Origin of the sequence: Saccharibacillus sp. WB 17 (assembly GCF_008634075.2) — a bacterium.
GTDB classification, from domain to species: Bacteria; Bacillota; Bacilli; order Paenibacillales; family Paenibacillaceae; genus Saccharibacillus; species Saccharibacillus brassicae.
The window spans coordinates 1-25,358 of the sequence record NZ_VPFK02000029.1 but is presented as its reverse complement, the minus strand read 5'-3'; the positions used below and the strand labels follow the sequence as shown (position 1 = coordinate 25,358).

18 protein-coding genes and 1 pseudogene are annotated in these 25,358 nt (G+C 60.2%); 14 read left to right on the top strand and 5 right to left on the bottom strand.

Annotation, left to right across the window (positions count from 1 at the left end; genetic code table 11):
- Nucleotides 1-38: 38 nt before the first annotated feature.
- The gene (locus tag FTE24_RS15940; RefSeq protein WP_141448679.1) at nt 39-344 is read right to left on the bottom strand and encodes a hypothetical protein; all 306 of its coding nucleotides are present in this window, start codon (nt 342-344) and stop codon (nt 39-41) included.
- A gap of 508 nt (nt 345-852) precedes the next feature.
- Between FTE24_RS15940 and FTE24_RS15935 the strand changes: the two genes are divergently transcribed.
- Nucleotides 853-2,007: a polysaccharide deacetylase gene (locus tag FTE24_RS15935; protein ID WP_237401788.1), complete on the top strand. Its 1,155-nt coding sequence runs from the start codon at nt 853-855 to the stop codon at nt 2,005-2,007.
- 316 nt (nt 2,008-2,323) lie between these two features.
- Nucleotides 2,324-3,595 (top strand): methyl-accepting chemotaxis protein, encoded by a 1,272-nt coding sequence (locus FTE24_RS15930; RefSeq protein WP_150232036.1) that lies wholly within the window; start codon nt 2,324-2,326, stop codon nt 3,593-3,595.
- A 299-nt stretch (nt 3,596-3,894) separates the two neighbouring features.
- On the opposite strand, the gene FTE24_RS15925 is transcribed toward FTE24_RS15930, so the two are convergent.
- Complete coding sequence (locus FTE24_RS15925) at nt 3,895-4,815, bottom strand: AEC family transporter (RefSeq protein WP_150232034.1); 921 nt, start codon at nt 4,813-4,815, stop codon at nt 3,895-3,897.
- A 177-nt stretch (nt 4,816-4,992) separates the two neighbouring features.
- Between FTE24_RS15925 and FTE24_RS15920 the strand changes: the two genes are divergently transcribed.
- The 4 genes from FTE24_RS15920 (at nt 4,993) to FTE24_RS15905 (ending at nt 9,839) form a co-directional block, all read left to right on the top strand.
- Nucleotides 4,993-5,571: a hypothetical protein gene (locus FTE24_RS15920; RefSeq protein ID WP_237401787.1), complete on the top strand. Its 579-nt coding sequence runs from the start codon at nt 4,993-4,995 to the stop codon at nt 5,569-5,571.
- A 425-nt stretch (nt 5,572-5,996) separates the two neighbouring features.
- Complete coding sequence (locus FTE24_RS15915) at nt 5,997-6,788, top strand: DUF4261 domain-containing protein (protein WP_150232031.1); 792 nt, start codon at nt 5,997-5,999, stop codon at nt 6,786-6,788.
- Between the two features lie 394 nt (nt 6,789-7,182).
- On the top strand, nt 7,183-8,364 hold the full coding sequence (locus FTE24_RS15910) for a sn-glycerol-1-phosphate dehydrogenase (protein WP_150232029.1): 1,182 nt from the start codon (nt 7,183-7,185) through the stop codon (nt 8,362-8,364).
- A gap of 746 nt (nt 8,365-9,110) precedes the next feature.
- The gene (locus FTE24_RS15905; protein WP_150232026.1) at nt 9,111-9,839 is read left to right on the top strand and encodes an SGNH/GDSL hydrolase family protein; all 729 of its coding nucleotides are present in this window, start codon (nt 9,111-9,113) and stop codon (nt 9,837-9,839) included.
- Nucleotides 9,840-9,866: 27 nt separating this feature from the next.
- On the opposite strand, the gene FTE24_RS15900 is transcribed toward FTE24_RS15905, so the two are convergent.
- From FTE24_RS15900 to FTE24_RS15890, 3 genes are all read right to left on the bottom strand, one after another.
- Entirely contained in the window at nt 9,867-11,003 is a 1,137-nt protein-coding gene (locus FTE24_RS15900; RefSeq protein ID WP_150232024.1) for an MFS transporter, read from the bottom strand.
- Between the two features lie 98 nt (nt 11,004-11,101).
- On the bottom strand, nt 11,102-11,689 hold the full coding sequence (locus tag FTE24_RS15895) for a TetR/AcrR family transcriptional regulator (RefSeq protein WP_150232022.1): 588 nt from the start codon (nt 11,687-11,689) through the stop codon (nt 11,102-11,104).
- 328 nt (nt 11,690-12,017) lie between these two features.
- Nucleotides 12,018-13,049, bottom strand: a complete 1,032-nt coding sequence (locus FTE24_RS15890; protein ID WP_150232019.1) for a PocR ligand-binding domain-containing protein — start codon at nt 13,047-13,049, stop codon at nt 12,018-12,020.
- Between the two features lie 293 nt (nt 13,050-13,342).
- Here FTE24_RS15890 and FTE24_RS15885 point away from each other — a divergent pair, with 293 nt between their 5' ends.
- The 8 genes and pseudogenes from FTE24_RS15885 to FTE24_RS15850 form a co-directional block, all read left to right on the top strand.
- Nucleotides 13,343-14,479, top strand: coding sequence for a glycerol dehydrogenase (locus FTE24_RS15885; RefSeq protein WP_141448688.1), 1,137 nt, complete (start codon nt 13,343-13,345; stop codon nt 14,477-14,479).
- Nucleotides 14,480-14,504: 25 nt separating this feature from the next.
- The gene (dhaK, locus tag FTE24_RS15880; RefSeq protein ID WP_150232018.1) at nt 14,505-16,271 is read left to right on the top strand and encodes a dihydroxyacetone kinase subunit DhaK; all 1,767 of its coding nucleotides are present in this window, start codon (nt 14,505-14,507) and stop codon (nt 16,269-16,271) included.
- A 196-nt stretch (nt 16,272-16,467) separates the two neighbouring features.
- On the top strand, nt 16,468-18,594 hold the full coding sequence (locus FTE24_RS15875) for a serine aminopeptidase domain-containing protein (RefSeq protein WP_150232015.1): 2,127 nt from the start codon (nt 16,468-16,470) through the stop codon (nt 18,592-18,594).
- Nucleotides 18,595-18,841: 247 nt separating this feature from the next.
- Nucleotides 18,842-20,662, top strand: coding sequence for a sensor domain-containing diguanylate cyclase (locus FTE24_RS15870; RefSeq protein WP_237401786.1), 1,821 nt, complete (start codon nt 18,842-18,844; stop codon nt 20,660-20,662).
- A 99-nt stretch (nt 20,663-20,761) separates the two neighbouring features.
- The gene (locus FTE24_RS15865; protein ID WP_150232013.1) at nt 20,762-22,798 is read left to right on the top strand and encodes a beta-galactosidase; all 2,037 of its coding nucleotides are present in this window, start codon (nt 20,762-20,764) and stop codon (nt 22,796-22,798) included.
- Between the two features lie 279 nt (nt 22,799-23,077).
- Complete coding sequence (locus FTE24_RS15860) at nt 23,078-23,791, top strand: pirin family protein (protein WP_150232011.1); 714 nt, start codon at nt 23,078-23,080, stop codon at nt 23,789-23,791.
- A gap of 20 nt (nt 23,792-23,811) precedes the next feature.
- Complete coding sequence (locus tag FTE24_RS15855) at nt 23,812-24,156, top strand: hypothetical protein (RefSeq protein ID WP_150232009.1); 345 nt, start codon at nt 23,812-23,814, stop codon at nt 24,154-24,156.
- Nucleotides 24,157-24,438: 282 nt separating this feature from the next.
- Nucleotides 24,439-25,358, top strand: a pseudogene (locus tag FTE24_RS15850) (hypothetical protein); the annotation flags it as partial.

Genomic DNA, 25,358 nt, shown 5'->3' with positions numbered 1-25,358 from the left:
TTTTTCGGGTAAACGACTCCTGTCGTTTTTCATACGGCTCAGCCTTTGATTCCGTCTTTGTAATGTTTGCTCCAGTTCTTATCGCCGGTGTGCAGCGCATCTTGTACGGTTTTTTCGAGCGTAGCGAGCAGATCCGCCTTGATTTGCGAGATGGTGTCGAAATATACGCGCTCTTCGTTTCCGTTGATGCGGTCTCCGTAAATGGCAAGCGCGGCGTTCTCGCAGCGATGTTGTTCAACGAGTTGATCGATCGATATGAGAGCATGCTCGACGTAGGACGAAATGCCCTTGTGTTCTTGTGGCAGCAGGTTTCTCAGTTCTTGGACTCGGTTTTGCATTGGCATGTGAAGTCACCTCTTCTATGAATGTAAATTTACAATATCACACTTTCACAAAAAGTTCATTAATTTTTCCTTAAATCTTTTTTTACATATGGATTTGAGGAATGAAAAGAATGAAAGCAAGGAAAACGCGGAATTGTGTGTCAAGTGGCGGAGCGACAGGCGACGGGGTCGTTCGTTTCTCAAGTGTCTAACTTGTGTCTAAAGTATATTTCGGAAATTTGTTTTCAGCAGTGAATAGGAAATTGACGTGCTCGTTAAATAAATAGGTAGGACCATTTTACTAAAAACGTGATTAGTCGAAAAAACGCGAAAATTCAAACAATCTGTAACCTATTTTAACCGGAGTGTAAAGACATAGCCTTGTCCGCCTCTCTATACTGGGACACAGGAGTTGGAGCCGGGCACAAGCAGTCGAAGCACCCGCATGAAGATTCCGTACAATCCGGCCTTCCAGACGACCGCTTTTGCGAAAAGATCGTCCTGCCGGAAAAAAACGGAGGTAAGCGAAATGAAAAAGATCGATTGGCAGCGCATGTTGAGAACCGGCGGCCTGATGTTCCTGGTGGCCGTGCTGCTGCTGGCGGCTGCGCCGCCGAAGACCGAAGCGGCCGGCACCCGCGAGATTCTGCTCGGTTACAACGATGAACTGACGGGAATCAAAGCCGAGATGAACGCGGGGTCCGTGTACGTACCGCTGCGGGAGACGGCGCAGAAGCTGCAGCTCAAAGTCGGCGGCACGACCGAACAGGTTCTCGTGTCCGGCAGCAAGCACAGCATCGTCATCGTCCCGGGCAAGCAGCAGGCGGTCAGCGGCGCCAAGACGTCTTCCCTCAAAACCTACGTCAGCGCGGGACGCCTGATGGTTCCGGTGTCGCTGTTCAAGGGAACGTTCAATTACGCGATCGCTTACGACGCGAGCGTGCCGCTTGTCCGTATTACGAGCGGCAAGCAGAAGCTGAACCTGCAAAGCTTCATCGAGCAGAAGACAAAGCCGAGTCAAGCACCCGGCAAGGCGCAAGACAAGCCTAAGACGTCCAAGCCGGTCTCGTCCAAGCCGATTTACCTGACTTTCGACGACGGTCCTACGGCCCATACGAACGAACTGCTCGATATTTTGGCCCAATACGACGCTCGCGGAACGTTCTTCATGCTCGGACCGAACATCGCTTCGTATCCGAAATCGGTCAAACGGTTGATCGCTTCCGGCAGCGCGGCCGGCCTGCACGGCATGACGCACGTCAAGAACAAGTTCTATGCGTCTCCGGAATCCGCGCTTGCGGAAATGAAGCAAGACAACGACGCGCTCTACAAAGCGGCCGGCGTCAAATCGTCGCTGATCCGCACGCCGTACGGCAGCAAGCCGTATTTCAAGCAAGCCTACCGCGATAAAGTGCTGTCCGCCGGTTTCCGTCTGTGGGATTGGAACGTCGATTCGGAAGACTGGAAATACAAGACCGACCATACCCGCGTCATTCGCAGCGTGCTCGACCAGATCAACACGCTGGAGCGGCAGGGCACCGTTCCCGTCGTCCTTATGCACGACCAGGCAGCGACCCTCAAAGTGCTTCCGGAAGTGCTCAAGACGCTCAAAAGCAAAGGATATACGTTCGAAGTGATCGACTCGGGCATGACGCCCGTCAATTTCTGGCACGACAAACGCTAAGCGGACGAAAAAGCAAACATGCAAAAGGTCCTTCCCTCGGGAAAGGACCTTTTTCTTTTGGCAAAGGGGTTCAATATGCCCGGCTCGTATGGGATAATCGACTCATGTAGATAGCTGACATGTCTAGTAAATTTCGTCTTTTATTCATTGCGCCTTGTGCAAAGACGATATAGAAGAAGAAAAGGCGGCTGTATCCCGCCAAGTGCCGCTTCCGGGGGGAATCGGCGCTTGGCGGTGGGGTCGGTGCAGCGTGCCTGCCGCGCGCAGCTATCGCGGGCGGAAAGGCACGGAATCGAAGAGGCGGGGGAGAACCAAGATGAAACTGAGTTTGGGTACCAAACTGGTCGCCGGATTTATCCTGATTTCCGGGGTGACCTATGCAACGAGCGCTTTTTGTATTTTTTTCCTGAAAGATTATGTGGCGGGCTCGATGGCGGATTGGTTGTACATGACGATCATTTTGCTGATGGGCGTCATGTGGAGCGGCATTCTGGGCTGGCTCGTCTCCAGGCTGCTGACCAAGCCGATCGTGCGCCTGGCGCAGACGGCGCAGGAAGTGTCCGGCGGCAATCTCGCGGTCGACGTGCCGTCGAGAACCGCGCAGGACGAAATTACCGTGCTCAATGACGCGTTTCGCCAAATGGTCGGCAGCCTGCGCGACATGGTCGAAGATATCGCGTCCGGCGCGGGCGTGACGTCCGAGAACGTGCGCATGATGAGCGGCGCGATTACGGAAGCGGCCGGACAGATCGAAGAGATCTCCGGCGGCGTCGACCGGATCTATGAAGGCGTCGAGCATCAGCAGCAGTCGACCGAGAGTTCGCGCCGCAACGCCGACGAGATGCTGGGCGCGTTCCGCGGCATGCAGAGCCGTTCGGAAGAAATGATCGGGCTGTCGGGCGGCATGGAAGATTCCGTGCGCGCGACGCGGGAGATTTTCTTCTCGCTGCGCGAAGGCATGGGCGAACTGGCCGCGTCAAGCGTACGGTCGCAGGAAATGGTCGGCCATTTGGAGCGCGAAGCGGCGGACATCGAAGTGATCAACCGTTCGATCCGCGACATCGCCGAACAGACGCATCTGCTGGCTCTCAACGCTTCGATCGAAGCGGCGCGCGCCGGCGAACACGGCTCGGGCTTCGCGGTCGTCGCGCACGAGATCCGCAAGCTGTCCGAGCAGAGCGCGGATTCGGTCGGCCAGATCGGCGAGCGTATTCGCCGCATTCAGGATCAGGTGCGGGACACCGTCACGCTGATCGAGCAGCAGAGCGAACGGGTGAACCGGGAATCGAAGCATACCGGCGCCGTCGAAGAGCAGCTCGAACGGCTGGACGGTTCGGTCGGAAGCATGGCGTCTTCCGCCCGCGGCATCGAGACGATGATCTCGCAGCAGACCGGCCGCGTCGATCAGGCGCACCGCTACGCGGGCGAGATCAGCGACCGCGCGGTGCTGTTCGCGGAAGAAGCGAAGCGGATCGCCAGCTCGATCCATGAAGAGACGGCGATCATGGAAGAACTGTCTACGTCTTCGGAAGAGCTGAACCGCATGACCGGAAGGCTGCTGGACAAGACGACGGCGTTCCGGATGTAGGTTCGGAACGCCGGTCGGACCGGTTGGCTTGTTATTCCGTCGGGTACGTCCGATATGTCCGATACGTCCCGTAAGTCCAATTCGTCCGACGAGAATCATGCAGAGGTTCATGAAGGTACGTAAAAATCCCGCAGCGCCGGATAAATTCCGGGTTCCGCTGCGGGATTTTTGCGTCGGAGCGTACGGCTCCATTATACCCCTGCCGGCTGAGCCGGTGCTGTGAGCGATGTCTCAGCGAACGGGAACGCGCGAGGTAACACGCCAAGGCAGGCTCCCCTTCCCAAGAGCCGAAGCCGCGCCTACAATCCCTGCGCGATCGTGATCAGGATCGTCACCGTCACGATGTTCAGCAGCGTCGAGACGAGCACGGTCTGGGCGGCGAAGTCCGGTTCGTTGTCGTATTCTTCGGCCAGAATCGAGGAATTGACGCCGGTCGGCATGCCGGAAGCGATCAGCAGCGCCTGCGCGGGCAGTCCCTGCAGGCCCAGCGCGAGAATAAGCAGGTAGCCGATCACAGGGGCAATGATCAGCCGCAGGATCATGCTGAAATAGATCGAAGACCGCCCGAGCCGCAGCGGATATTTCACGATCTGCGCGCCCAGCGTCAGCAGCGCTATGGCGACCATCGAGTTCTGGACGTAGCCGAGCGGCTGCGTCACGAACGTCGGCAGCGGCACGGCGAACGCGTGGAACGCGAAGCCGAGCACGAGCGCGTACGGCACCGGCATCTTGAGGAAGCCGATAATGACGCTGCGGTAGTTGCCGCTCAGTTTGGCGCCCTGAATCGAGAGGACGCCGTAAGTGAACGTCAGCAGGCTCTGAAACGACATGATCAATGCTTGGATCGAAGCGGCAAGCGGCGAGCCAGCGAACACGAGCTGATTGATCGGAAGGCCGTAGTTGCCGGAGTTGTCGAGCAGCACGCTGTTCGTAAAAGCGGCCCGCATCCCGCCGGAATATTTCATCGAGCGGGTAAGGGCGAACGACAGCACATACAGCACGCCGACGTACAGGCTGTAGAACAGCGCCACGCCGCCGAGCAGTTCGATCGAAATGTTCGACTGGTACAGGCTCATGAACACGACGGCCGGCGTTATGTAATAGAAATTGATTTTGGACAGCGTATACAGGTCGAGCCGGAACAGCCGCTGCATGACCGAACCGGCGATAATAAGCACGAACACGGGCAGAACGACGTCGAGTAAAATCCGGGCAATCATGGGGAGCTTCAGCTTCTTTCTATCGATTTGGCGTATCCTAACACAAGCGGGTTCCATTATAACACCAATGCTCGTCCGCATGCGTTCCGGGACGCTGTACAAGCGCCGCGGGATTGCGGTACAGTGGGAGGAAACGGCGGATCGGAAGCCGACCCGCGCACAGGGAGGAACACGCAGATGACCGAAAAAAACGAGACCAACGAGAAAAACAAGACGGCTGAAACGACCGAAGCGACCGGGACGAACGCGGCGAACAAGACGACTGACACGACCGCGACGAACGAAACGACGGCCGCAGCGGACGCGGCGGACAACACCGAACGCGTCAAGCTGTCCCAATGGGACGCGATCGTGCTGGAAAGCGTGCGCTCGCTCGGACTCACGGACGAAGAGATTTTGCACCGCACGGCGCAGGGAGACCTGCCCGCTTCCCGTGACGAAGCGATTCCGAGCTTCGAGCCGCTGCTGACGCTTCAGGCGGAACAGCCGGAGGCGTTCGAGCGGGCCGTGACCGAAGGGTACCGGATCAAATATAACACGCTCGGCGGTATCAACACGTGGATTCGTATCGTTTTCGGCCGCGAAGCCGAAGTCGAACGCAGCGAAGGGATCGAAGGCGTCGCTTCGGAACTGACGCCGGATGAACGCGATCGCCTGAAGCCGGTCCTGTCGATCGGCTGGACGATCGAGCCGCAGCAGTCGGGAGAAGCGAGCGGGGAAGCCGCGCCGTACCGGATCGTGCCGGTACGCTCTTAATCGAGCGTCTGGGTCGGGTCGAGTGCAGCGAGCGTATTGAGCTATTGAGCGGAGTGATCCTATCGAGCACATCGCTTGTATAGATCGTACCCATCGCCTCTACCGTACCTACCGGATCGACCATCTTCCGCACCCGGGAAACGTTCCTACCGCCGCTCAGGCAGCCGTCGGAACGTTTATTTTTTTTGCTCTTTTTTCCCCGGGACTTGGACTTTTGGTTATTAACCGGCGTGTGGAACCCGTGTTCGGGCGGCAGGCATCTGATCCCCTGTACCCGGTTTGGCGTCGTATCCGTGAGTCTCCGGCAGGAGTTACGCGGTTCAAGGCTAAATGTTGCGCTTGTTGGGGTAATGATAGTTTCGAACCTACATATTTATACATTCCGTATATGTTCAATAACATTCTGACGAAAAGGAGATTTGGCAATGGAATTATTCGAACGCCCCGGAGAAGAACGGATCCGCAGGGAACGTCGGCAGCGGCCGGCCGAGTCCGGTCGCACGCTGCGGGCTTTCGTGCTGCTGCGCGAACCCGAGTGCGACTTTCCGCGCTTTATTCGCAATATGAAAAACGACTGGGATCTCGAAGCCAACTCGCTGCCCGAGCAGAACCGGATGATGTTCGAAGCCGACGGCCTGCGCGTATCGTGCGAGCTGGTGACCGAGCCTCTGCCCGAGAGCGAAGTGGAAGAACGCTGCGACGTCAATCCGCTGTGGTCCGAAGCCGCGAAGCAGATCGACGGGTACCGGGCGCATGTGACGGTCGAAGTGTCGGGAGTGACCGATCCGCTGAGCGGGCATGTGCTGTTTACTCAGGTGCTGTGCAGCTTGTTGAAACAGGAGCATGCGCTGGCCATGTACATGTCGCCGATGGTGATGCCCGCGGAAGCGTATGTGCGCAATGCAATGCTGCTCAAAGAAGGCGAGCTGCCCGTGCAGCTCTGGGTGTTCGTCGGCTTGTACGAAGAGGACGAAGGCGTGTCTTCCTATACGGTCGGGCTGCGGAATTTCGGGCACGAAGAGATCGAAGTGCTGCGTTCAAGCGAAGATCTCGTCAACGTCTTTGAACTGACTTTTCATATTACCGGTTATATCGTGGATTGCGGCGCGACGCTGCTGGACGGCGAGACGATCGGGTTCTCCGAAGACCAGCGGCTGAGCCTGAAGTTGTCTCCGGGCATCGCGGTCGAAGGACAGTCGATCAAAATCGGCTACTGAGCGAGAGCGCGCGTAGACGACGGAACGAATCGATGCACAAGGGACCGGTTGCTGAAAAAAGAGATTGGTCCGTGAAAAAAAATCGGTATGCCGGCGTTAAGCGTTCGGACTGGGGTTCGGTTGAAGAAGGCGAGCAAGCCCGGCATGTCCGCTGCGCGGCGATGTCAGGCTTGTAAGCGCGGTCGGTACGGCGAAAGCGAAGGTTCCGCGCGATTTTGCCGCTTCGCTCGTCCATATGCTAAGATGGGAAAGAATACTTGGGAGACGCTTACATGGCGAAGTCCGCAAGCAGGCGCCGCGAGAATCGGTCCGAAAGCAGGATCTGCTATTGCTTTGCTCAAGTTGTACGTACCTTTTATCGGGCAGCGCCCGAAACATCGAAGGAGGAATGACAATGTCTACGGTAACGACGGATTGGCGGCCGATTCTGCAAGAGCTGGCTCCGGTCATAGGAGGAACGTCGGGCGTGCTGGATACGATCGTGCTCGAAGCCGGCGCCCTGGATTTGGTGGCGGGCGAATTGAAGCGCAGAGGGCTCAAGCGGCCGGTGCTGGTCGTGGACGGCACGACGCAGCGGATAGCGGGTTCGCGGTTGGAACAATCGCTTCGCGAAGAAGGAATCGAGCCGGACGTATGCGTGATTCTGCCGGACGACCAGGGCGACGTCCTCGCGGACGAGCGTTCGATCGTGCAGCTGCTGCTGCATGTGCCGCCCGGCGCAGCGGATGTGCTGATCGCTGTCGGCTCCGGCACGCTGCACGACGTGACGCGCTTTGCCGCGCATCGGACACACCTGCCGTTCGTGTCGGTGCCGACGGCCCCTTCGGTGGACGGATTCACGTCGGCGGGCGCGCCGATCATCATTCGCGGCGTCAAGCAGACGGTGCAGGCCTGCGCGCCGATCGCGATCTACGCCGATCTGGATATTTTGCGCGAAGCGCCGCAGCAGATGATCGCCGCCGGTTTCGGCGACATGCTCGGCAAATATACGTCGCTGTTCGATTGGAAAGTGTCTCATCTGCTGTCCGGCGAAGCGTACGACGAGCGCGTGTACGAGATGACGAAGCATGCGCTCGACGTCACGGTCGAACATTCGGCCGGAATCGGCAGACGCACCGAAGAAGGCATCCTCGCACTGATCAGCGCGCTGATCGAATCGGGCCTGGCGATGCTGCTGCTCGGCCAATCGTACCCCGCTTCCGGCGGAGAACACCATCTGTCCCATTACTGGGAGATGGAATATTTGCGCCGGGGCAACCGCCAGCTGCTGCATGGCGCCAAAGTCGGCGCCGCCTGCGCCGAAATCGCGCGCCTGTACCACGGCGCCGTCGAGCACGGCCGCTATCCGGCAGGCCGGCCGGAAGCGATCGACCGCCACGGCGAGACGCTGCGCGGCTGGCTCGAAGACGTGCCGTCCGAGGGCGAGATCCGCGGCCTGCTGGTCGCCGTCGGCGGCCCCGCCAGCCGCGTCGAGCTCGGCATCGACGACGAGCTGTTCATGCGCAGCATGCGCCAGGCGCACACCGTGCGCCTGAACCGGCATACGCTGCTGCGCGCGTTGAACGAAGCGGAGTGAGGGCGGGCGGAAGCGCGCGTCGAGTAAGGCGAGTAAGGCGAAGAGGAAGCGAACGGAGGCGTGCGTTTAGCAAAGCGGAGTAGAGGCGAGGAGGCAAAGGCAAAGGCGAAGTTTGCTGGAGGAAGCGGATGAAAGCGTGCGTTGGGCGAAGCGGAGCCGGCGGACACAGAACCGCGGTCGTGAAAGCGCGGATGTTCGTCGTTTCGCAGCCGCAGAGTACGGGCGAGTGCGCAGTATGGCGTAAGCACGCCTATTCATGCCGCGCCGCCCGCAGCCAACCGGATTCCGCATAGCAAGCCGCCCTTCGCACAGCTTTTTCCGCCCCGGATCGCGTTCAAAATCGCCCTCCAAGCAAATAATTGCGAGAAAGCAGTTATTTGCGCCCCGATTCAACAAATCCGCCGAATAACTGCGAGAGAGCAGTTATTCGGCGGATTTTTGCTTGTTTGGGCAGGGAACGTCGAAATTAACTGTCCTCAGGACGTTATTTTTTCGGCACACGTACGCACAATTAAAATAACTGTCGTGAGGACGTTATTTTCAAAAACATGATAAAGAAAGCGTGCATCAGGCCTTGCAGACAAGCAAAAAATGCAAGTGAGCAAGATGGCGCAGCAGGCAGCAGGCAACAAGTGAGTAGGAAGGAAGGAAGGAAGGAAGAAAGGAAGGAAGGAGCAGGAGGACGAAGCTTCGCGGCGAATACTATAGTCAAGATTTGAAACGTTTTCGAAAAGGAGAGAATCGGAATGACTATAGCAGGGCAGGGAGAGTCGCGGCAGAGGCCAGAAGAAGGAAATCGCGGGGGAGTTCGTCCGGAATTTTGTGCGGAAGCGCGGAACATTCTTTTTCAGGGCGATTCGATTACGGACGGTAATCGGGGGCGGGACTCGGACCCGAATCATATTCTCGGGCACGGGTATGCGTTCTGGATTGCGGCGGAGCGCGGCTTCGCGCTGGCGCCGCAGCAGCCGGCGTTCGTCAACCGCGGCATCAGCGGCAATCGGGTGAGCGATCTCGAAGCGCGTTGGACGGAAGACGCGATCGATCTGCGGCCCGACACGATCAGCATTTTGATCGGGGTCAACGATATTTTGACGTCGATCGCGGAGCCGGGCGGCTTCGATCCGGCGAGCTACGAAGCGGACTACCGCCGGCTGCTGGCGTGGACCCGCCGGGAACTTCCGGCTGTGCGGCTCGTGCTGTGCGAGCCGTTCATCCTGCCGGGCGGGCATACGGATTACGATTGGGCCGCCTGGAACGCGGCGGCGAGAGCCTGCGGCGCCGCTGTCCGGCGGCTGGCGGACGAATTCGGCGCGGTGTTCGTGCCGCTGCAGGATGCGTTCGACGCCGCATGCGAACTTGCGCCGGCTGCGTACTGGATCTGGGACGGTGTCCATCCGACGACGGCCGGGCACGGCCTGCTGGCGCGGCGCTGGCTGGATACCGTGCAGGCCAGCGCGGCGGCGATCGTCTGAGCGGAGAGCCGGAACGCCCGCATCTTATCAAGCCGCCGGCTCTTTGGGGAGAGCCGGCTTTTCGGCGTTCGGATAGAACAGCAGGCCGATCAGGAGGACAAGCGCGAACAGCAGGAACACCGCGTTGTACCCAACGGCTTCGATCCAAATGCCGGCCAGCCAGGAGCCGGCGAATTGGCCGACGCCCAGGGCGAGAAACGAGAGGCTGATCTGCGCCGAAGGCGAAGCATCGGGAATGCCGGTGCCCCATAGAATGAACAGCGAGGTCAGCAGGACGTAGGCGGCCCCGAACAGAAGGGCCGAGAGCAGGCTGATCGCGGGCACGGACAAGGGAATCAGCGCGACGGAGACCGAGAGAAGCGCGACGCCGAGACGGTAAACGCGCCGAAGGCCCCGGGCGGCAGCGATTTTACCGGCCGAACCGCCCGCGATGCCGGCCGCTCCCACTGCGATCCAATACCCGGCCGCCGTCTGCGCGGACAGATGCTGCTCCGCCTGCAAATGGCTGATCAGATACGTCCAGTACGCGGCGCAGCCGAGCCCGGCGATCAGCGAAGCGGGAAGCAGACGGCCCGATTTGCGCGCTTCGCTCCAGAGGCTGCCGCCGCGGGGCCGCTCGTTCGGAACGCCGCGCAGCCGGAAGATCAGCCAGGCGACGGTCAGGACTCCGACCAGCGCGAACAGTGCGTAAGCGCCGCGCCAGGAAGCGGCGAAGATCATGGCCGCAAGTCCCGACAGGACGATGCCGATTCCGCTGCCGCTGTTGATGCGGGCGTTGGCTCCGTTTTGCCGCTGCGGCTCGAGCGAACGGGCAACGAGCTGCCCGAGCACCGGCGATACCCAGCCGGTGCTGAGTCCGGCCGCGAACAGACCGATCGACAGCATGCGCGCGTCGGAAGCCGCGGCGATCAAGGTCAGTCCGGCGATCGCGCACGCTCCGGTGACGAGGATCGTGCCGCGCTGTCCGATCACCCGCAGCGTGGCGGTGGACACGATCAAAGCCAGCACGTAAGCGAGATAACTGAGCGATTGCATGCGGCCCGCGGCGGCGGCATCCAGTTCGAATTCTCGCGAAATGTCGGGGAGGAACAGGGCAAAAGCGAAGCGGGCGAACGCATAGCACACCGCGACCATCGCCATGCCGGGACCGATTAGCGATTTCATAAGACAGCGCTCCTTTTCGAATAAAATTTAGATAGAACGATCACTATATTTACAGTAGAAATAAAAACGGGAATCCGGTTCCCGTTTTTGTTTCGGAATTACGGCCGGCTCGCAGCCGGCTTCGATCCTGCCGCGCCGACGAACAGCCGGCGGGTCAGATCAAGCAGCTGTTCGCCCGCCGCGTCCGGGCCTTCGCTTTCCGCCAAAGCGGTAGCGCCTTCCAGCAGCAGGCACAGCTGGATCGCTTCGCTTTCGGAACGCCGGGGATCGGCGGCACGGACGAATTCCTTCAGGCGCCGCTTATGGCCGTCGGCCAGCCGGACGATCGGATGGGCATCGTCCGCGCCGTACTCTTCCTTGGCCCGCAGGAACAGGCAGCCGCGCGCCGCGCGGCCGGCCATCCATCGGGCGTGCGCGGCAGCCAGCCGGACGTAGACCGAATCGTCCGCCGCCGGGCCGTCACCGAACCTTCCCGCGGCGGCACTTTGCAATTTGTCCATATAGTCCTGTTCGCGGCGGTTCAGCACTTCGGACACCAGCTCGTCTTTGGAAGCGAAATGGTTGTACAGCGTCATCATGGCGATATTGGATTCGCCGACGATTTTTTTGAGCCCGATCGAATGGAAGCCGTGTTGGTAAAACAAGTTCTCCGCCGTGCGAAGCAGATCTTCTTTTTTGGCGCTCATGCCGCAAGCCCTCCCCACCTAAGTATAACGTTCGTTCTACCCAGCTTAAAGAAACAAGGCTTCGTTGTCAAACGACGTCCGCTTTTCCGACACAACCGGATTCGGAAGCCGGACTCTCTATTGGGCGGAGACTTGAGGTCGCTTTTCGGATCGATCATCCTTCATGCTCCGGCTTGCGACGGTTCAGCGGTTCGGCGGTTCGACGTTTCATCGGACGGTTGCGGAAAAAGCATCCTGTTCGGCGTCTGCGCAAGCCTCGGAGCCCAAAAAAACCTGAACCGATGCACAAAGCATCCGCTCAGGTTGGGTCCGACAAAAAGGCCGAGCTTTATTTCCGATAATATTTCCGGTATACGGCGGGGGTCGCGTTTTCGTATTTTTTGAACGTTTTGATAAAATAGCCCGGTTCGTTGAAGCCCAGCTCCGCGCTGATCTGCGAGATCGGAAGGTCGGTCTGCTCCAGCAGCTGCCGCGCCCACACGATCTTCAGCCGGGCGGCGTAGCCGGAATAGCTTTCCCCGATTTCCTTGGCGAACAGGCGGCTGAAATAGCTCGGACTGATATGGCACAGCTCGGCCATTTTCTTGAGCGGCACCGATTCGTTTTTGTGCGCGAACAGATAATCGAACGCCGGCTGGAGCACGGGATTGTCGCAGCGTTCGCCGTCGCCCGCCTCGCCGCCAAGCGTCGTTCCGGCGAGCAGATGGGCCGCTTCGCGGCGCGCGTTCTCCGGGTGGCGCAGCGTGTAGCCCGGCAGCAGCTCGGACAGACTCGGCAGCGTGCCGCTGCCCGACGCTTTGTCGAAAATTTCCGTGATCCGGTTCTTGTTCGTCGCTTCTTCCACGATGTAGCTGCACAGCAGCGACAGCATATTGGAGATCGTGACGATCTCCTGATACGACATGACCGGCAGATCGGCGTAATGGTCTTTGAGCTTTTCCCATTTCTCGCTGTACAGCTTCTTGTTCTTGGACGTCAGAATCTGTTCCAGCTCCGGCGGAGCGGAAGAGTCGGACAAGCGCACCTGTCCGGCCATGACGGCGCCAATATACTGTCCGTCGATCATGACCGGCACGGCGATATCGATAATGTTGTAATGGCACAAATAGATGTAGGGCTTGTTCGAGCGCACCGCTTCCAGCCCGCCGCGGGAGTCGCATTTCTGGCAGTAGGGCAGCAGGTCTTCGTCCTGGCGGACCGCGTTGCAAAACGATTGGCAGGCGCTGTGCCGCGTAACGGCGTTGCCTTTGTAATCGACGGTCAGGATGGCAAGCTTGGTGACGGAGGCGAGCGAATCCTGGAGACGTTCCCATTTTTCAAGATCGAAAACGGTCTGGATGCTGAGGGGTTCGCCGGTCATGGGGGGTTCCTTCTTTCGAAAATGGGATTTTAAATACATGCAGGAACGCATAAAAGCATGTAAGCGATGACAAAAAGATACAACTTTAGACACAAGGACATCAAATTACGATTTCAAATTATAATATATTGCTTGGAAAGTCCACTGTAAACCTTAAAATTGTAGATTATGATGAAAGAAAGCGGCATCAGGATGCGCAATCGAACGTTTACGGCTTTTAAAATCGTATTTTCATATCCTGTTCACGGCCGCAATTCTACGATCAAACAAACCACTACCTGGAGGGATTTAAGATGAGAAAAGCTTTTATCAGTCCGTCGAAATACGTGCAAGGCGAAAATGAACTGCTCAACCTCGGTTACTTTGTTGGTTCGTTCGGCAAATCGGCTCTGCTGATCGCTCACCCGGACGACGCGGCGCGAGTGAAAGACAAGTTGGACGCGACCGCAGCCAAATTCGGAATCTCGTTCGTTGAGAGCGGTTTCATGGGCGAATGTTCGCGTCAGGAAGTCGCGCGTCTGCAGCAGATCGCCGAAGAGAACAACTGCGACTGCGTGATCGGCCTCGGCGGAGGCAAAGCGATCGACGCCGCCAAATGCGTAGCCCAGGGCGAAGCGCTGATCATCTGCCCGACGATCGCCGCGACCGACGCACCGACGAGCCACTCGGCTGTGCTGTATACGCCGGAAGGCGCTTTTGACGACTACGCGTACTTCAAGCAGAGCCCGAGCGTGGTACTGGTCGACACGACGGTTATCGCCAACGCGCCGACGAGATTCCTCGTATCCGGCATGGGCGACGCGCTGTCCACGTACTTCGAAGCCCGCGCGACGTCCCGTTCATACTCGAAAGTAAACGCGGGTCTGCCAAGCGGCGCGAGAGAAGGCAAAACGGCTCCGGCGATCGGCACGAACGCGGCGATGGCACTGGCCACGCTGTGCTACGAAATGCTGCTCAAAGACGGCGTCAAAGCGAAAGCGGCCTGCGACGCGAACGTCGTGACCCAGGCGCTCGAAAATATCGTCGAGACGAACATCCTGCTGTCGGGACTCGGCTTCGAAAGCGGCGGCCTGGCCGGCGCGCACGCCATCCACGACGGCCTGACGATCCTCGAAGAAGCGCATCATTATTTCCACGGCGAAAAAGTCGCGTTCGGCACGATCGCCCAGCTCGTGCTGGAGAACGCGCCGACCGAAGAACTCAACCAGGTCATGGACTTCTGTCTGGACGTCGGCCTGCCGGTCTGCCTGGCGGATATCGGCGTGAAGTCGATTACCCGCGAGCAGCTCATGCAAATCGCGGAGAAGGCGTGCATCCCGGAAGAATCGATTCACGCCATGCCTTTCCCGGTTACGGTAGAAGAAGTGGCGGCAGCCGTTCAGACCGCGGACCGGATCGGCAGCGCGTACAAAGCGGCCAGAGGTCTGTAAGCTATCTATAGAGGAGGGTTTTGTTTTGAAAAAAGTAATCAACAAACCGGAAGATCTGGTCATGGAGATGGGCAGCGGTCTAGCGCTGGCCCATCCCGAGCTGGAGTTCGTGCAAAAATATAAGATCATCCAGAAAAAGCAGCTCAACGCGGACAAAGTGACGCTGATCAGCGGCGGCGGCAGCGGCCACGAACCGGCGCACGCCGGCTTCGTTGGCAAAGGCATGCTGGATGCGGCGGTCTGCGGCGACGTGTTCGCTTCGCCGTCCCAGATCCAGATCTACCAGGCGATCAAATCGACCGCCGGCAACAAAGGCGCGCTGCTCATCATCAAAAACTACAGCGGCGACATCATGAACTTCAAAAACGCTTCCCATCTGGCCAGCGAAGACGGCATCGAAGTCGATTACGTTCGCGTCGACGACGATATCGCGGTCGAAGACAGCCTCTACACGGTAGGACGCCGCGGCGTGGCGGGCACCGTGCTCGTGCACAAGATCGCGGGCGCAGCCGCCGAAGAAGGCCGCAGCCTGGCCGAAGTCAAAGCGGCGGCGGAGAAAGCCGCGGCGAACGTGCGCAGCATCGGCTTCGCGCTGACGTCGTGCACCGTGCCGGCGAAAGGCACGCCGACGTTCAAGCTCGGCGAAGACGAGATCGAATACGGCGTGGGCATCCACGGCGAACCGGGCATTCGCCGCGAGAAGATGGCGACAGCCGACCAACTGGCCGCCCATACGGTCACGGACCTGCTGCGCGACATGAAGCTCGAAGGCGGCGAAGGCGAAGAAATCGCCCTGCTGATCAACGGTTTCGGCGCGACGCCGCTGCAGGAACTGTATTTGTTCAATCACGCGGTCACGCGCGAATTGACGGAGAAGAACGTCAAGATCAACCGCACGTTCGTCGGCAACTACATGACGAGCATCGATATGGCGGGCATGTCGGTCACGTTCATGAAGCTGGACGACGAACTCAAGGAACTGCTGTCTCGCGAAAGCGATACGCCGGCGTTCAAGGTGTCCGGTCCGGTCGTGCAGCCGGCTTACACGGAGCTGCGCCGCTCCGGCGCGGACGACGTGTCCGATTCGGCTTCGTTTACGGTCGAGACGCCGGCGGAATATGCCGAGGTGTCCGGCGGCAAGATGACCCGCGACAACGTCGTGTACGTGATCGACAAGATGAGCGAGATCATCATCGAGAACGAAATCCCGTTCTGCGAACTGGATTCGCAGGCCGGCGACGGCGACTTCGGCATGAGCGTCGCCAAAGGCTTCAAGCAGCTCAAGCGCGAATGGAAAGAAATTCTGTCGCACGAAGACCGTTCGATCGGCGGCTTCCTGAACGAGTGCTCGCTCGTTATCATGGAATACTGCGGCGGCGCTTCCGGGCCGATCTGGGGTTCCGCGTTCCGCGCGGCCGGACGTTCGGCGGGCGACCGCACCGAACTTGACGTGGCCGGCTTCGCCGAGCTGCTGCAGGCCGCGGTAGCCGGCATCCAGTCGACCGGCGAGCGTTCGTTCGGACGCGGGGCGGTCGTCGGCGACAAGACGCTGATCGACGCGCTCGTTCCGTGCGCGGATGCCTGGACGGCAAGCGCAGCGGCCGGAGACGACGTCAAGACGGCCTTTGCCAAAGGCGCGGAAGCGGCCGTGGCGGGAGCCAAAAAGACGGAGGAGATCGTGGCGCGCATGGGACGCGCGGGTACGGTCGGCGAACGCAGCATCGGCTATCCGGATGCGGGCGCGCACGCGCTCGGCGTGATCTTCACGCAGCTGTCGGACAGCCTGAAGTAAGAACCGTTCCGCGCGAACAAGAGGAGCAGAGCCGAACGGCAGCCGGGAATATCCGGCTGACCGGCTCTTTGCCCTGCGCGCTTATAGGCTCTACGCCTGCGCCTGCACACCCGCTTGTTCGTTATCCGCAATTCGGGCTTCCGCAATTTTAAGCGTTCATATTGAAGCGACCACAGAGTCGCAGGGAGACAGCTCAGTGAAAACCTTATCCAACCTATTCAGAAAACCGGCCGGACTGCTTGCTTTGTCGTTGATCCTGATCGTGCTGGGCAGCCTGCTCGCCGGCATGTTCAACACGTCTTTTTACAAAGTCAACGTCAAGGAAATTTCGTTCAAAGCCGATCACGGCACGCTTAACGGCCTGCTGTACATGCCCAAAGGCGCCGGCCCGGACGATCCCCGCCCGGTTATCGTCACGACGCACGGCTATTTGAACACCAAAGAAATGCAGGACGCGCCGGCGATCGAAATGTCGCGCCGCGGCTATATCGTGCTCGCGCTCGACATGTACGATCACGGCGATTCGCGCTGGGACGGCGACATCAAGGTCGGCGAGCAGTTCTCGACGTTCTGGATCTTCTCGCAGTTCGACGCCGCCAAATACATGTACGAACAGGATTACACGAAAAAAGACGAAAACGGCAACGCGTACCTCGCGGTCAGCGGTCACTCGATGGGCGGCTTCTCCACGCTGCTCGCCATGTACATGGACGAGATGAATTCGCTGCAGGCCGGACACCGGATGATCTATACCGGCATTTCCGTCGGCGCGGACTTCTCCTATGCCGCAGCCGTCGCGCCGCAGGACCAGCTCATGGCAGCTTACGGCGACCGGACGGTCGGCATGATCGCGGGCCATTACGACGAATTCTTCTTCAACAAATCCGATGAAGAGAAAACGGCCGCGGAAAAAGAAATCGTCGGCACCGTCATGCGCAAAGACTTTGCCAAAACGCTGTCGGGCCGCGCGTTCCTCGGACTTGGCGAAGGCGCCGAAGAAGCGAAGCAGGGCCAGTATTACACGGTCGATTCCGGCGACGTCAAAGTCGAAGACCAGGTCGTGCGTCCTTCGCAGAGCGGCGAGCGTATCATCTACACGCCGAATCAGACGCACCCGTGGAACCATTTCTCGCCGGAAACGACCGGCTACCTGATCGACTTCTACACGCACGCGTTCGAAGGCGTCACGTCTCCGAACCAGGTCGACGCGAACCTGTCTTCGGACAGCCAGATCTGGTGGCTCAAGGAAGCGTTCAACTTCGTCGCCATGATCGGCTTCTTCCTGATGATCGTGCCGATGTCGGTACTGCTGCTCCGTCTGCCGTTCCTGAACAAATCGATCACGGCGGTCACGGCTCCGCTGGCCAGACCGATTCGCGGCGGGCAAAAAGCCGCTTACTGGATCGCGGTCGTCTTCAGCGCCCTGATCCCGGCCATTTTGTTCCCGACGCTGATGGACAAACAGGCCGGCGGCCTGCACACGCTGACGATCGTCGCGATCGTGCTGCTGGTTGTGTCCGTCGTCGCGGCCGTGATCGGCTTCGCCCGTTCCGGCGCTTCGGCGGCAATGCGCCACGTTGGTATCGGCGGCCTCATTCTCGCGGTCGTTTCGGCCGCGATGTGGATTCTGTTCGCCAAAGCGGACGGCATCGTGCCGCTTAGCCCGTTCTTCAACGAACCGACGACGAACCAGATCGTCTACTGGGCGCTCGTGTCCGCGTCGATCACGGCGTTCATCACGTTCGCGTTCTACTACTTCAACAAAAAGCATGCCGGCGCCAGCTTCTCGGATTACGGCATCAGCCTGAATCCGATGACGATCGTTGCAAGTCTGTGCACGGCGGTTATCGCCGTCGCGATCGGCTATCTGCTGCTGTTCGCCGTGCAGGCGGTCTTCGGCACCGACTTCCGGATCTGGACGTTCGCCGTCCGCACGTTCACGTTCGAGCATTTCGTGACCGGACTGCGCTACATGCCGTTCTTCCTGATCTACTACTTCGTCAGCGCCGTAGCGCTGAATGCGGATACCCGCTCGCGCAAAGGCGGCTACCTGCTTGCGATCTTCCTGAACGTGGGCGGCCTGATCCTGTGGCTGATCGCCCAGTACGGCCTCGACTTCGCCAGAGGCGTGGCGCTCTACCCGGCCCAGAACCTGAACGGCATCCTGCTGTTCGCACTCGTGCCGGTGCTGGTCGTCGCCGCGATCTACGCGCGCAAACTGTTCGAGAAAACGAATAACGTATGGCTGCCCGCTTTCGTGAACACGATTCTGTTCACGCTGGTGACGGTCGCCAACACGGTCATGTTCTGGAATCTGGTCTAAGCGCCGATTCCCGTTCGACAAGCCGCCGGGACTTACGTTCCGGCGGCTTTTTCGCGCGTCCGCATTTCCGGGCTTTTGCGTATTTCACGGCTCTCGTGCCGCATGGCTCTAATGAAAGTTCGTTTTTTGGCAGATAAATAAGAGAGGTTCTTCGCGCAGGGACCGTCAGCAAAATTGCCGCCGGAACGTTTTGTGCCGAATGCGTCCGACGCGTTCGGCGCTCCGGAACGGCTGAAGGAGAATGTACATGAACAGGATGATCAAAGACCTGCTTCAGGGAAAAAAGTTCGTCGGTTCGGGACTGCTCAAAGCGAGCATCGTGTTCATGATCGGATTCGTGCTGATCGTGGCGCTCGGATTTACGTATCTCGTCCGGTCGCTTTTTTCCAATTACGAAGGGGTGCGGCAGACTGCCGATCTGCGGACGCAGCTGCTGCGGCTGGAGAACGCGATGGTCGATCAGGAGACGGGGCAGCGGGGGTATCTGTTGACCGGCCGTATGGAATTTCTGGAGCCGTTCGACCGGGGCAGCCTGAATTATCGGTCCGCGTCCGACGCGCTGCTGCTTGAAGTACGCGAGATGAAGGGGCGGACCGAACTTACGAAGGCGGTGCGGCAGCTGACCGATACGGGCCTGGGTTGGAAAAAAGAATTCGGCGACGCGCAGATCCGCACGACGATGGCCGGCGAATCGGTGTCCGAACGCGAACTTTTGGCCGCCAAACAAAAACTGGACCAATTCCGCATGCAGCAGCGTTCGCTGCTCGAACAGGTCGAGCTGCTGCGCGGCGAACGCCGCACCGAGATGCTGAACCGCCTGTACCTGCTGTTCGGCGCAATCGCGTTGATCTTTATCGTTTTCCAGATGTTGATGTTGAATTATTTGCAAAAAGGATTGATGCGGATCACGCGGCCGATCATGCAGCTCGACCGCGTCGTCGCTTCCTACGAAGACGGCAATATTCGCGAGCGGCTGCCGGATTACGTCGAAGACAACGAGATCGGCCGGCTGGTGCGCAATTTCAGGCGGATGCACGACGAGATGGAGAAAGAGAAGCAGACGCTCGAAAATACGTACCGGATGATCAATACGCTGCACCAGTCCCGCAGTCCGGAAGAAGCGTACCGCAGCATTTTGAAATCGCTCGGTTCGCTGATCGTGTGCGAGCGCATGTCCGTCATTACGCAGAATGCCGACCGCAGCTTCTCCGTCAAAGCCGTGTGCGCCGAAGGAACCGTGTCGCTGGACGAACGGATGCTGTCGGGCGAGGAGAAAGACATCCAGGAACTGCTGAACGGCGGATTCTCGATGGTGCACGAAGACTGGTCGCAGTACCGCGCCGAAGGCGAGATTACGGACGGCCTGTACGCGCTCGGCATTCGCTCGTCCATGCATATCCTGCTGCGCAAAGAAGCCCGCGTGATCGGGGTGCTGAATCTGATGTCGGACCGGACCGGATTTTTCACATTGCAAAAAAAGGAACGGCTCGAAAAGCTGTCGCCGATGATCGTCACCGCACTGGAGAATGCGAGCGAGACCGTGCGGATCAAAAATATGGCGATGCGCGACGGGCTGACGGAACTGTGGAACCGGCGCTATTTCGAGCAGGCGCTCGACGGCATCGCCGCGCAGCGGGAGTCCGGTTCCGCCTCGCTGCCGCTCAGCCTTATCCTGCTCGATATCGACTATTTCAAAACGTTCAACGATACGTGGGGCCACCCGGAAGGCGATCTGGTGCTGAAGCATGTGGGCCGGCTGCTCATGGACGAAGTCCGCGCCGGAGACATTCCGGTCCGTTTCGGCGGCGAAGAGTTTGCGGTCCTGCTGCCGGACACTTCGTCCGAAGCGGCCCGGACGGCAGCGGAACGGTTCCGCGTCCGGCTGGAGTCCGAATCGCCGTCGCGCAAATACCGCATCACGGCAAGCTTCGGCGTCGCTTCTGTCGAAGGCCGCCCGGACGGGGCCGCGCTGATCGAAGCCGCCGACCGCGCGCTGTACCGGGCCAAAGAGCAGGGGCGCAACCGGGTGTGCGTCTTTGCGGAAGAGCGGGGTACGGAAAAGGGCTGACGGGGGCTTTTAACCGGAAAACGTTTGCGATCGGGCAGGGATTGACGGCGGAACCTCGAATGTCTAAAGCACGAAGCGACTACGAGAGGGGAAGTCATCATGCAGCAGCAGCCGATCAAGAAGTACGAACAAGTTCGAATGGGTGTCGATTATTACCCGGAGCATTGGGACGAATCGATCTGGGAAGCGGATGCCGAACTGATGCAGCAATCGGGCGTAGCCGTCGTGCGCGTCGGCGAATTCGCGTGGAGCCGGATGGAGCCGCGGGAAGGGGAGTTCGATTTCGGCTGGCTCGACCGGGCGATCGACCTGTTCGGCCGCCGCGGCATCGACGTGGTCATCGGCACGCCGACCCATACGCCGCCGAGATGGCTGACGGACAAATACCCCGACGTGCTGCCGATCCTGCCAGGCGGCGGCGTGTTCCAGCCGGGCGTGCGCGGCCACCGCTGCTTCAACAGCCGTTCGCTGCGCAGGTTCGGCGAGCGGATCGTCGGCAAGCTGGCGCAGCGCTACGCGCAGCATCCGGCCGTGATCGGCTGGCAGACGGACAACGAGTTCGGCATGCTCGACAGCCATAGCCCGCAGGCGGCGGAAGACTTCCGCGATTGGGTGTACCGCAAATACGGCACGCTGGACCGGCTGAACCGGGAATGGGGCACGGTCGTCTGGAGCGGCGAGTATTCGGAGTGGAGCGAAGTGACGCCGCCGCTCGGCGGCTCGCCGTATCAGAATCCGTCGTTCCTGCTCGATTTCGCCAGGTTCCAGTGGGATACCGTCGCCGAGTTCCAGGCCGGGCAGATCGCGGCGATCCGGGCCTACTGCCCGGATCATTTCATCACGCACAATTTCCACAGCTATCCGCAGCGGCTGGATCTGTACCGGGTCGGCGAGGAGCTGGATTTCGCTTCCTTCGACTATTATCCGAACACGTCGCCGGCCAAAGCCGCGACTTCGCCCTACAGCGGCGCGCTGTCGCTGGACGTTACCCGCGGCATCAAGCGCAAAAACTTCTGGATCATGGAGCAGCTCAGCGGCTCGCCGGGCGCCTGGATGCCGATGTGGCGCATGCCGCAGCCCGGCTATATCCGCGCCTATGCATGGCAGGCGATCGCGCGCGGCGCGGACACGGTCGTGCATTTCCGCTGGCGCAGCGCCGCTATCGGCGCGGAGCAGTTCTGGCACGGCCTGATCGACCACAGCAACGTGCCGGGCCGGCGGCTCGCCGAGTTCGCTTCGATGAGCGCCGAAGTGCGGCGGCTCGCTCCGCTGCTTGAAGGCACGTCCACGGACGCCAAAGTCGCGATCCTGATGTCGCACGAACAGCTTGAAGCGCTGCGTATCCAGAAGCAGACCGACAATTTCGATTATTACGAAAATATCAAAGCGTATCACCGCGTCCTGACGAAGCTTGGCATCGACTGCGACGTGATCGACTGGCGCCAGCCGCTCGAAGGCTACCGGCTCGTGCTCGCGCCGCATCTGTACCTGCTGGACGATGCCGCCGCCGGGAAGCTGTCGCGCTTCGCGGCCGACGGCGGCACGCTGCTGCTGACGGCGCGCACCGGCGTCAAGAACATGAACAACGTCTGCGTCATGCAGCCGCTGCCGGGACTGCTGGCGGACTGCGCGGGCGTGACGGTCCGCGAATACGACCCGCTCGGCAGCGACATCGTGCGGCTCGATACGGCGGACGGCGAACCGTACGCCGGCAGCCAGTGGGCGGACATTCTCGACCCGATCGAGAACAGGCAAACCGAAGTGCTGGCCCGCTACGGCGGCAGCGCGTTCTTCGCCGGCGAAGCGGCGATCGTCCGGCACGAGTTCGGGCACGGCGAGACGTATTATCTCGGCACGCATCCCGAGGACGACTATTTGCGCAGCCTGCTGCTGGACATTGCGCAGGCGCGCGGCATCGTGCATGCCGGGAACCTGCCGCCCGGCGTGCAGCTGTCCGTCCGCAGCGGGGAGTCGGGCACGTACCTGTTCGTGCTGAACCTCGGCCGCGAGACGCGCCGGTTCCGGCTCGGCGATACGTATGCCGAAGCGGTGCAGGACGAAGGGCTGCTCGGCGGCGAGCGTTACGACGGCGAGATCGAGCTTGCGCCGTACGGGGTGGAGATTTTCCGCGTGTAGGAAGCGGGATTGAAGCTTCGGAAGCGTATGAAGCCCATGAGGCATGTGAGTGAGGCTAATGAAGCGTATGAAGCTCATGAGGCATGTGAGTGATAATGAAGCGTATGAAGCTCATGAGGCATGTGAGTGAGGCTTCGGCGCTGATCACAGCTAATTTTTATAAAGTTTCTAACTTTATTTTTATTTTCCTCTTGAAAATCTCGAATTAAAAGTAATAATAGAGAAAGAAGGCGCTCACGCGTCTCCTCGCCATTTTCGCACACGAAAGGGGTTAGACCCATGACGATTCAGACTTATCCGGCAAGTTCGCGTTTCGAATACGATAAAGGCTGGCTCAAAGGCGGCCACAGCTTCTCTTTCGGTGAATATTACGACGCGGAGAACGTCAAATTCGGCCCGATGCGCGTCTGCAACGACGACGTGATCGCGCCGGGCAAAGGCTTCGGCGCGCATCCGCACAGCGACATGGAGATCGTGTCGATCATTCTGTCCGGCCGTCTGCGCCACGAAGACAGCCTCGGCAACGTGGCCGTAACCGGCTTCGGCGGCGTGCAGCGCATGAGCGCGGGCAGCGGCGTCATCCATACGGAGCATAATCCGTCGGAGCACGAAGACGTGCATATCCTGCAGCTCTGGTTCGAGCCGACCGAGCGGGGCAAGCAGCCGTCCTACACGACGGGCGAGTTCGACACGGCGGCGCTCGACGGCGCGCTGCTGCCGATCGCGTCCGGCCAGGGACTCGAAGGCGTCACCGATATGGGCCAGGACATGACCATCTATTTGAGCCGGCTGGAAGCGGGGCAGAGTCTGGACTTCCGGCAGGCCGATGGCCGCCGGACCTTCCTGTTCGTGATCGAAGGACAGCTTGAAGTAGCCGGCGCAGGCGATACCGCTTCGCTCGGCCGCCGCGACACGGCGCGCATTACCGACGCGCCCGAGCTTGCGCTGACCGCTGCCGAGCCGGTCTTCTACATGCTCGTCGATCTGCCCTAAGCCAAAAGGAGGAAGCGACAATGACGATTCAAGATCACGACCGCGTTCTCGTGAAGCATGCGGTGACGGGGCGGATGCTCGTGAACAGCGGAACCGACGATGTCACGTATACGCTTGAGCGGACCGGCGACGACGGAGCCGCCGTGCTGACCATTCAGGGCATCTCCCCGTGGCTGGCCGAAGACATTCGCGGCATGCAGCGCGAACTGAACGTGTTCCATTTCGAAGAACCGCCCGGCGAGCCGCCGGTCAAGCATTGGTTCTACGTCGGTGAACACGACGTCGCCTACGACGAAGCGACATCCACGCTGACGATCGTCACCGGCGCGGAGATCACCTACAAGCCCGACGAATACTGGGCTTAACGGAGAGCGGATAGCGGCCGGCGTATCGAACACGTGGCTGCTTGCTTATCGCACCCGGGTCTGAGCCTTACCCGGTTGCGTTCCGGTTCCGACCCCGGAATTTACCTGCAAGGCCGCGGCGCTTGAGCGCTGCGGCCTTTTTGTTATGCCCGGCGAGGCCGACGTTCAGCAAACATTCAGCGCAGCATCAGGTTCCTCACAGAAACGGCAGGTACACTTTGGAAGTCGACAAGTCGGAAGGATGAACGTCACAAAACGGAACAGACAGGGAGGCTTTTTACCATGATGAACAAAAAAATCGCGGCAGGCGCGTTGGCTTTGACGCTTGCGGCGGGAGGTACGGCCGCCGTCACGCATACGTATGCGGCGTCGGCATCCGACTCCGCTTCGAAAACGGCCGATGCTTCGGTCGCTGCACCCAAAGCGGCCGGCACGGCGGCGGACCCGCTTCAAGCGGACAAGGGCGGCAAAGGCCCGCGCGGCGGCCCCGGCCTCGCAGGCGGCCCGGCAGCCGAGCGGGCCGAGCTCGCCGCGCTGCTGAACCTGACGGAAGAGCAGCTGCGCACGCAGCAGGAGAGCGGCAAGACGCTGTCGGCGATCGCCGCCGAACAGAAAGTCGACGAGCAGAAGCTGATCGCCTTGCTGGTCTCGAAGCACCAAGCCAAGCTGGCCGAAGAATTGGCCGCCGGCACGATCACGCAGGCGCAGCATGACGAGCGCCTCGCCGAAGCCAAAAAGCGCGCCGGCGAAAAGATCGATCGCGTATTCGATCCGTCCAAGCCCGGCGCGGGCCGCGGACCGCACGGCGGACCCGGCCTCGCAGGCGGCCCGGCAGCCGAGCGGGCCGGGCTCGCCGCGCTGCTGAACCTGACGGAAGAGCAGCTGCGCACGCAGCAGGAGAGCGGCAAGACGCTGTCGGCGATCGCAGCCGAACAGCAGGTCGACGAGCAGAAGCTGATCGCGCTGCTGGTGTCGAAGCATCAGGCCAAGCTGGCCGAAGAACTGGCCGCAGGCAAGATCACGCAGGCGCAGCATGACGAGCGCCTCGCCGAGGCCAAAAAGCGCGCGGGCGAAAAGCTCGACCGCGTGTTCGACGCGAAAGCGCCGCACGGCCCCGGCGAAGGCCGCGGACCTCGCGGCGGCCCCGCCGCAGGCGCACCGGCGGCTCCGGGCGCCGACGGGAACGGCCCGCAGCCCGGCGC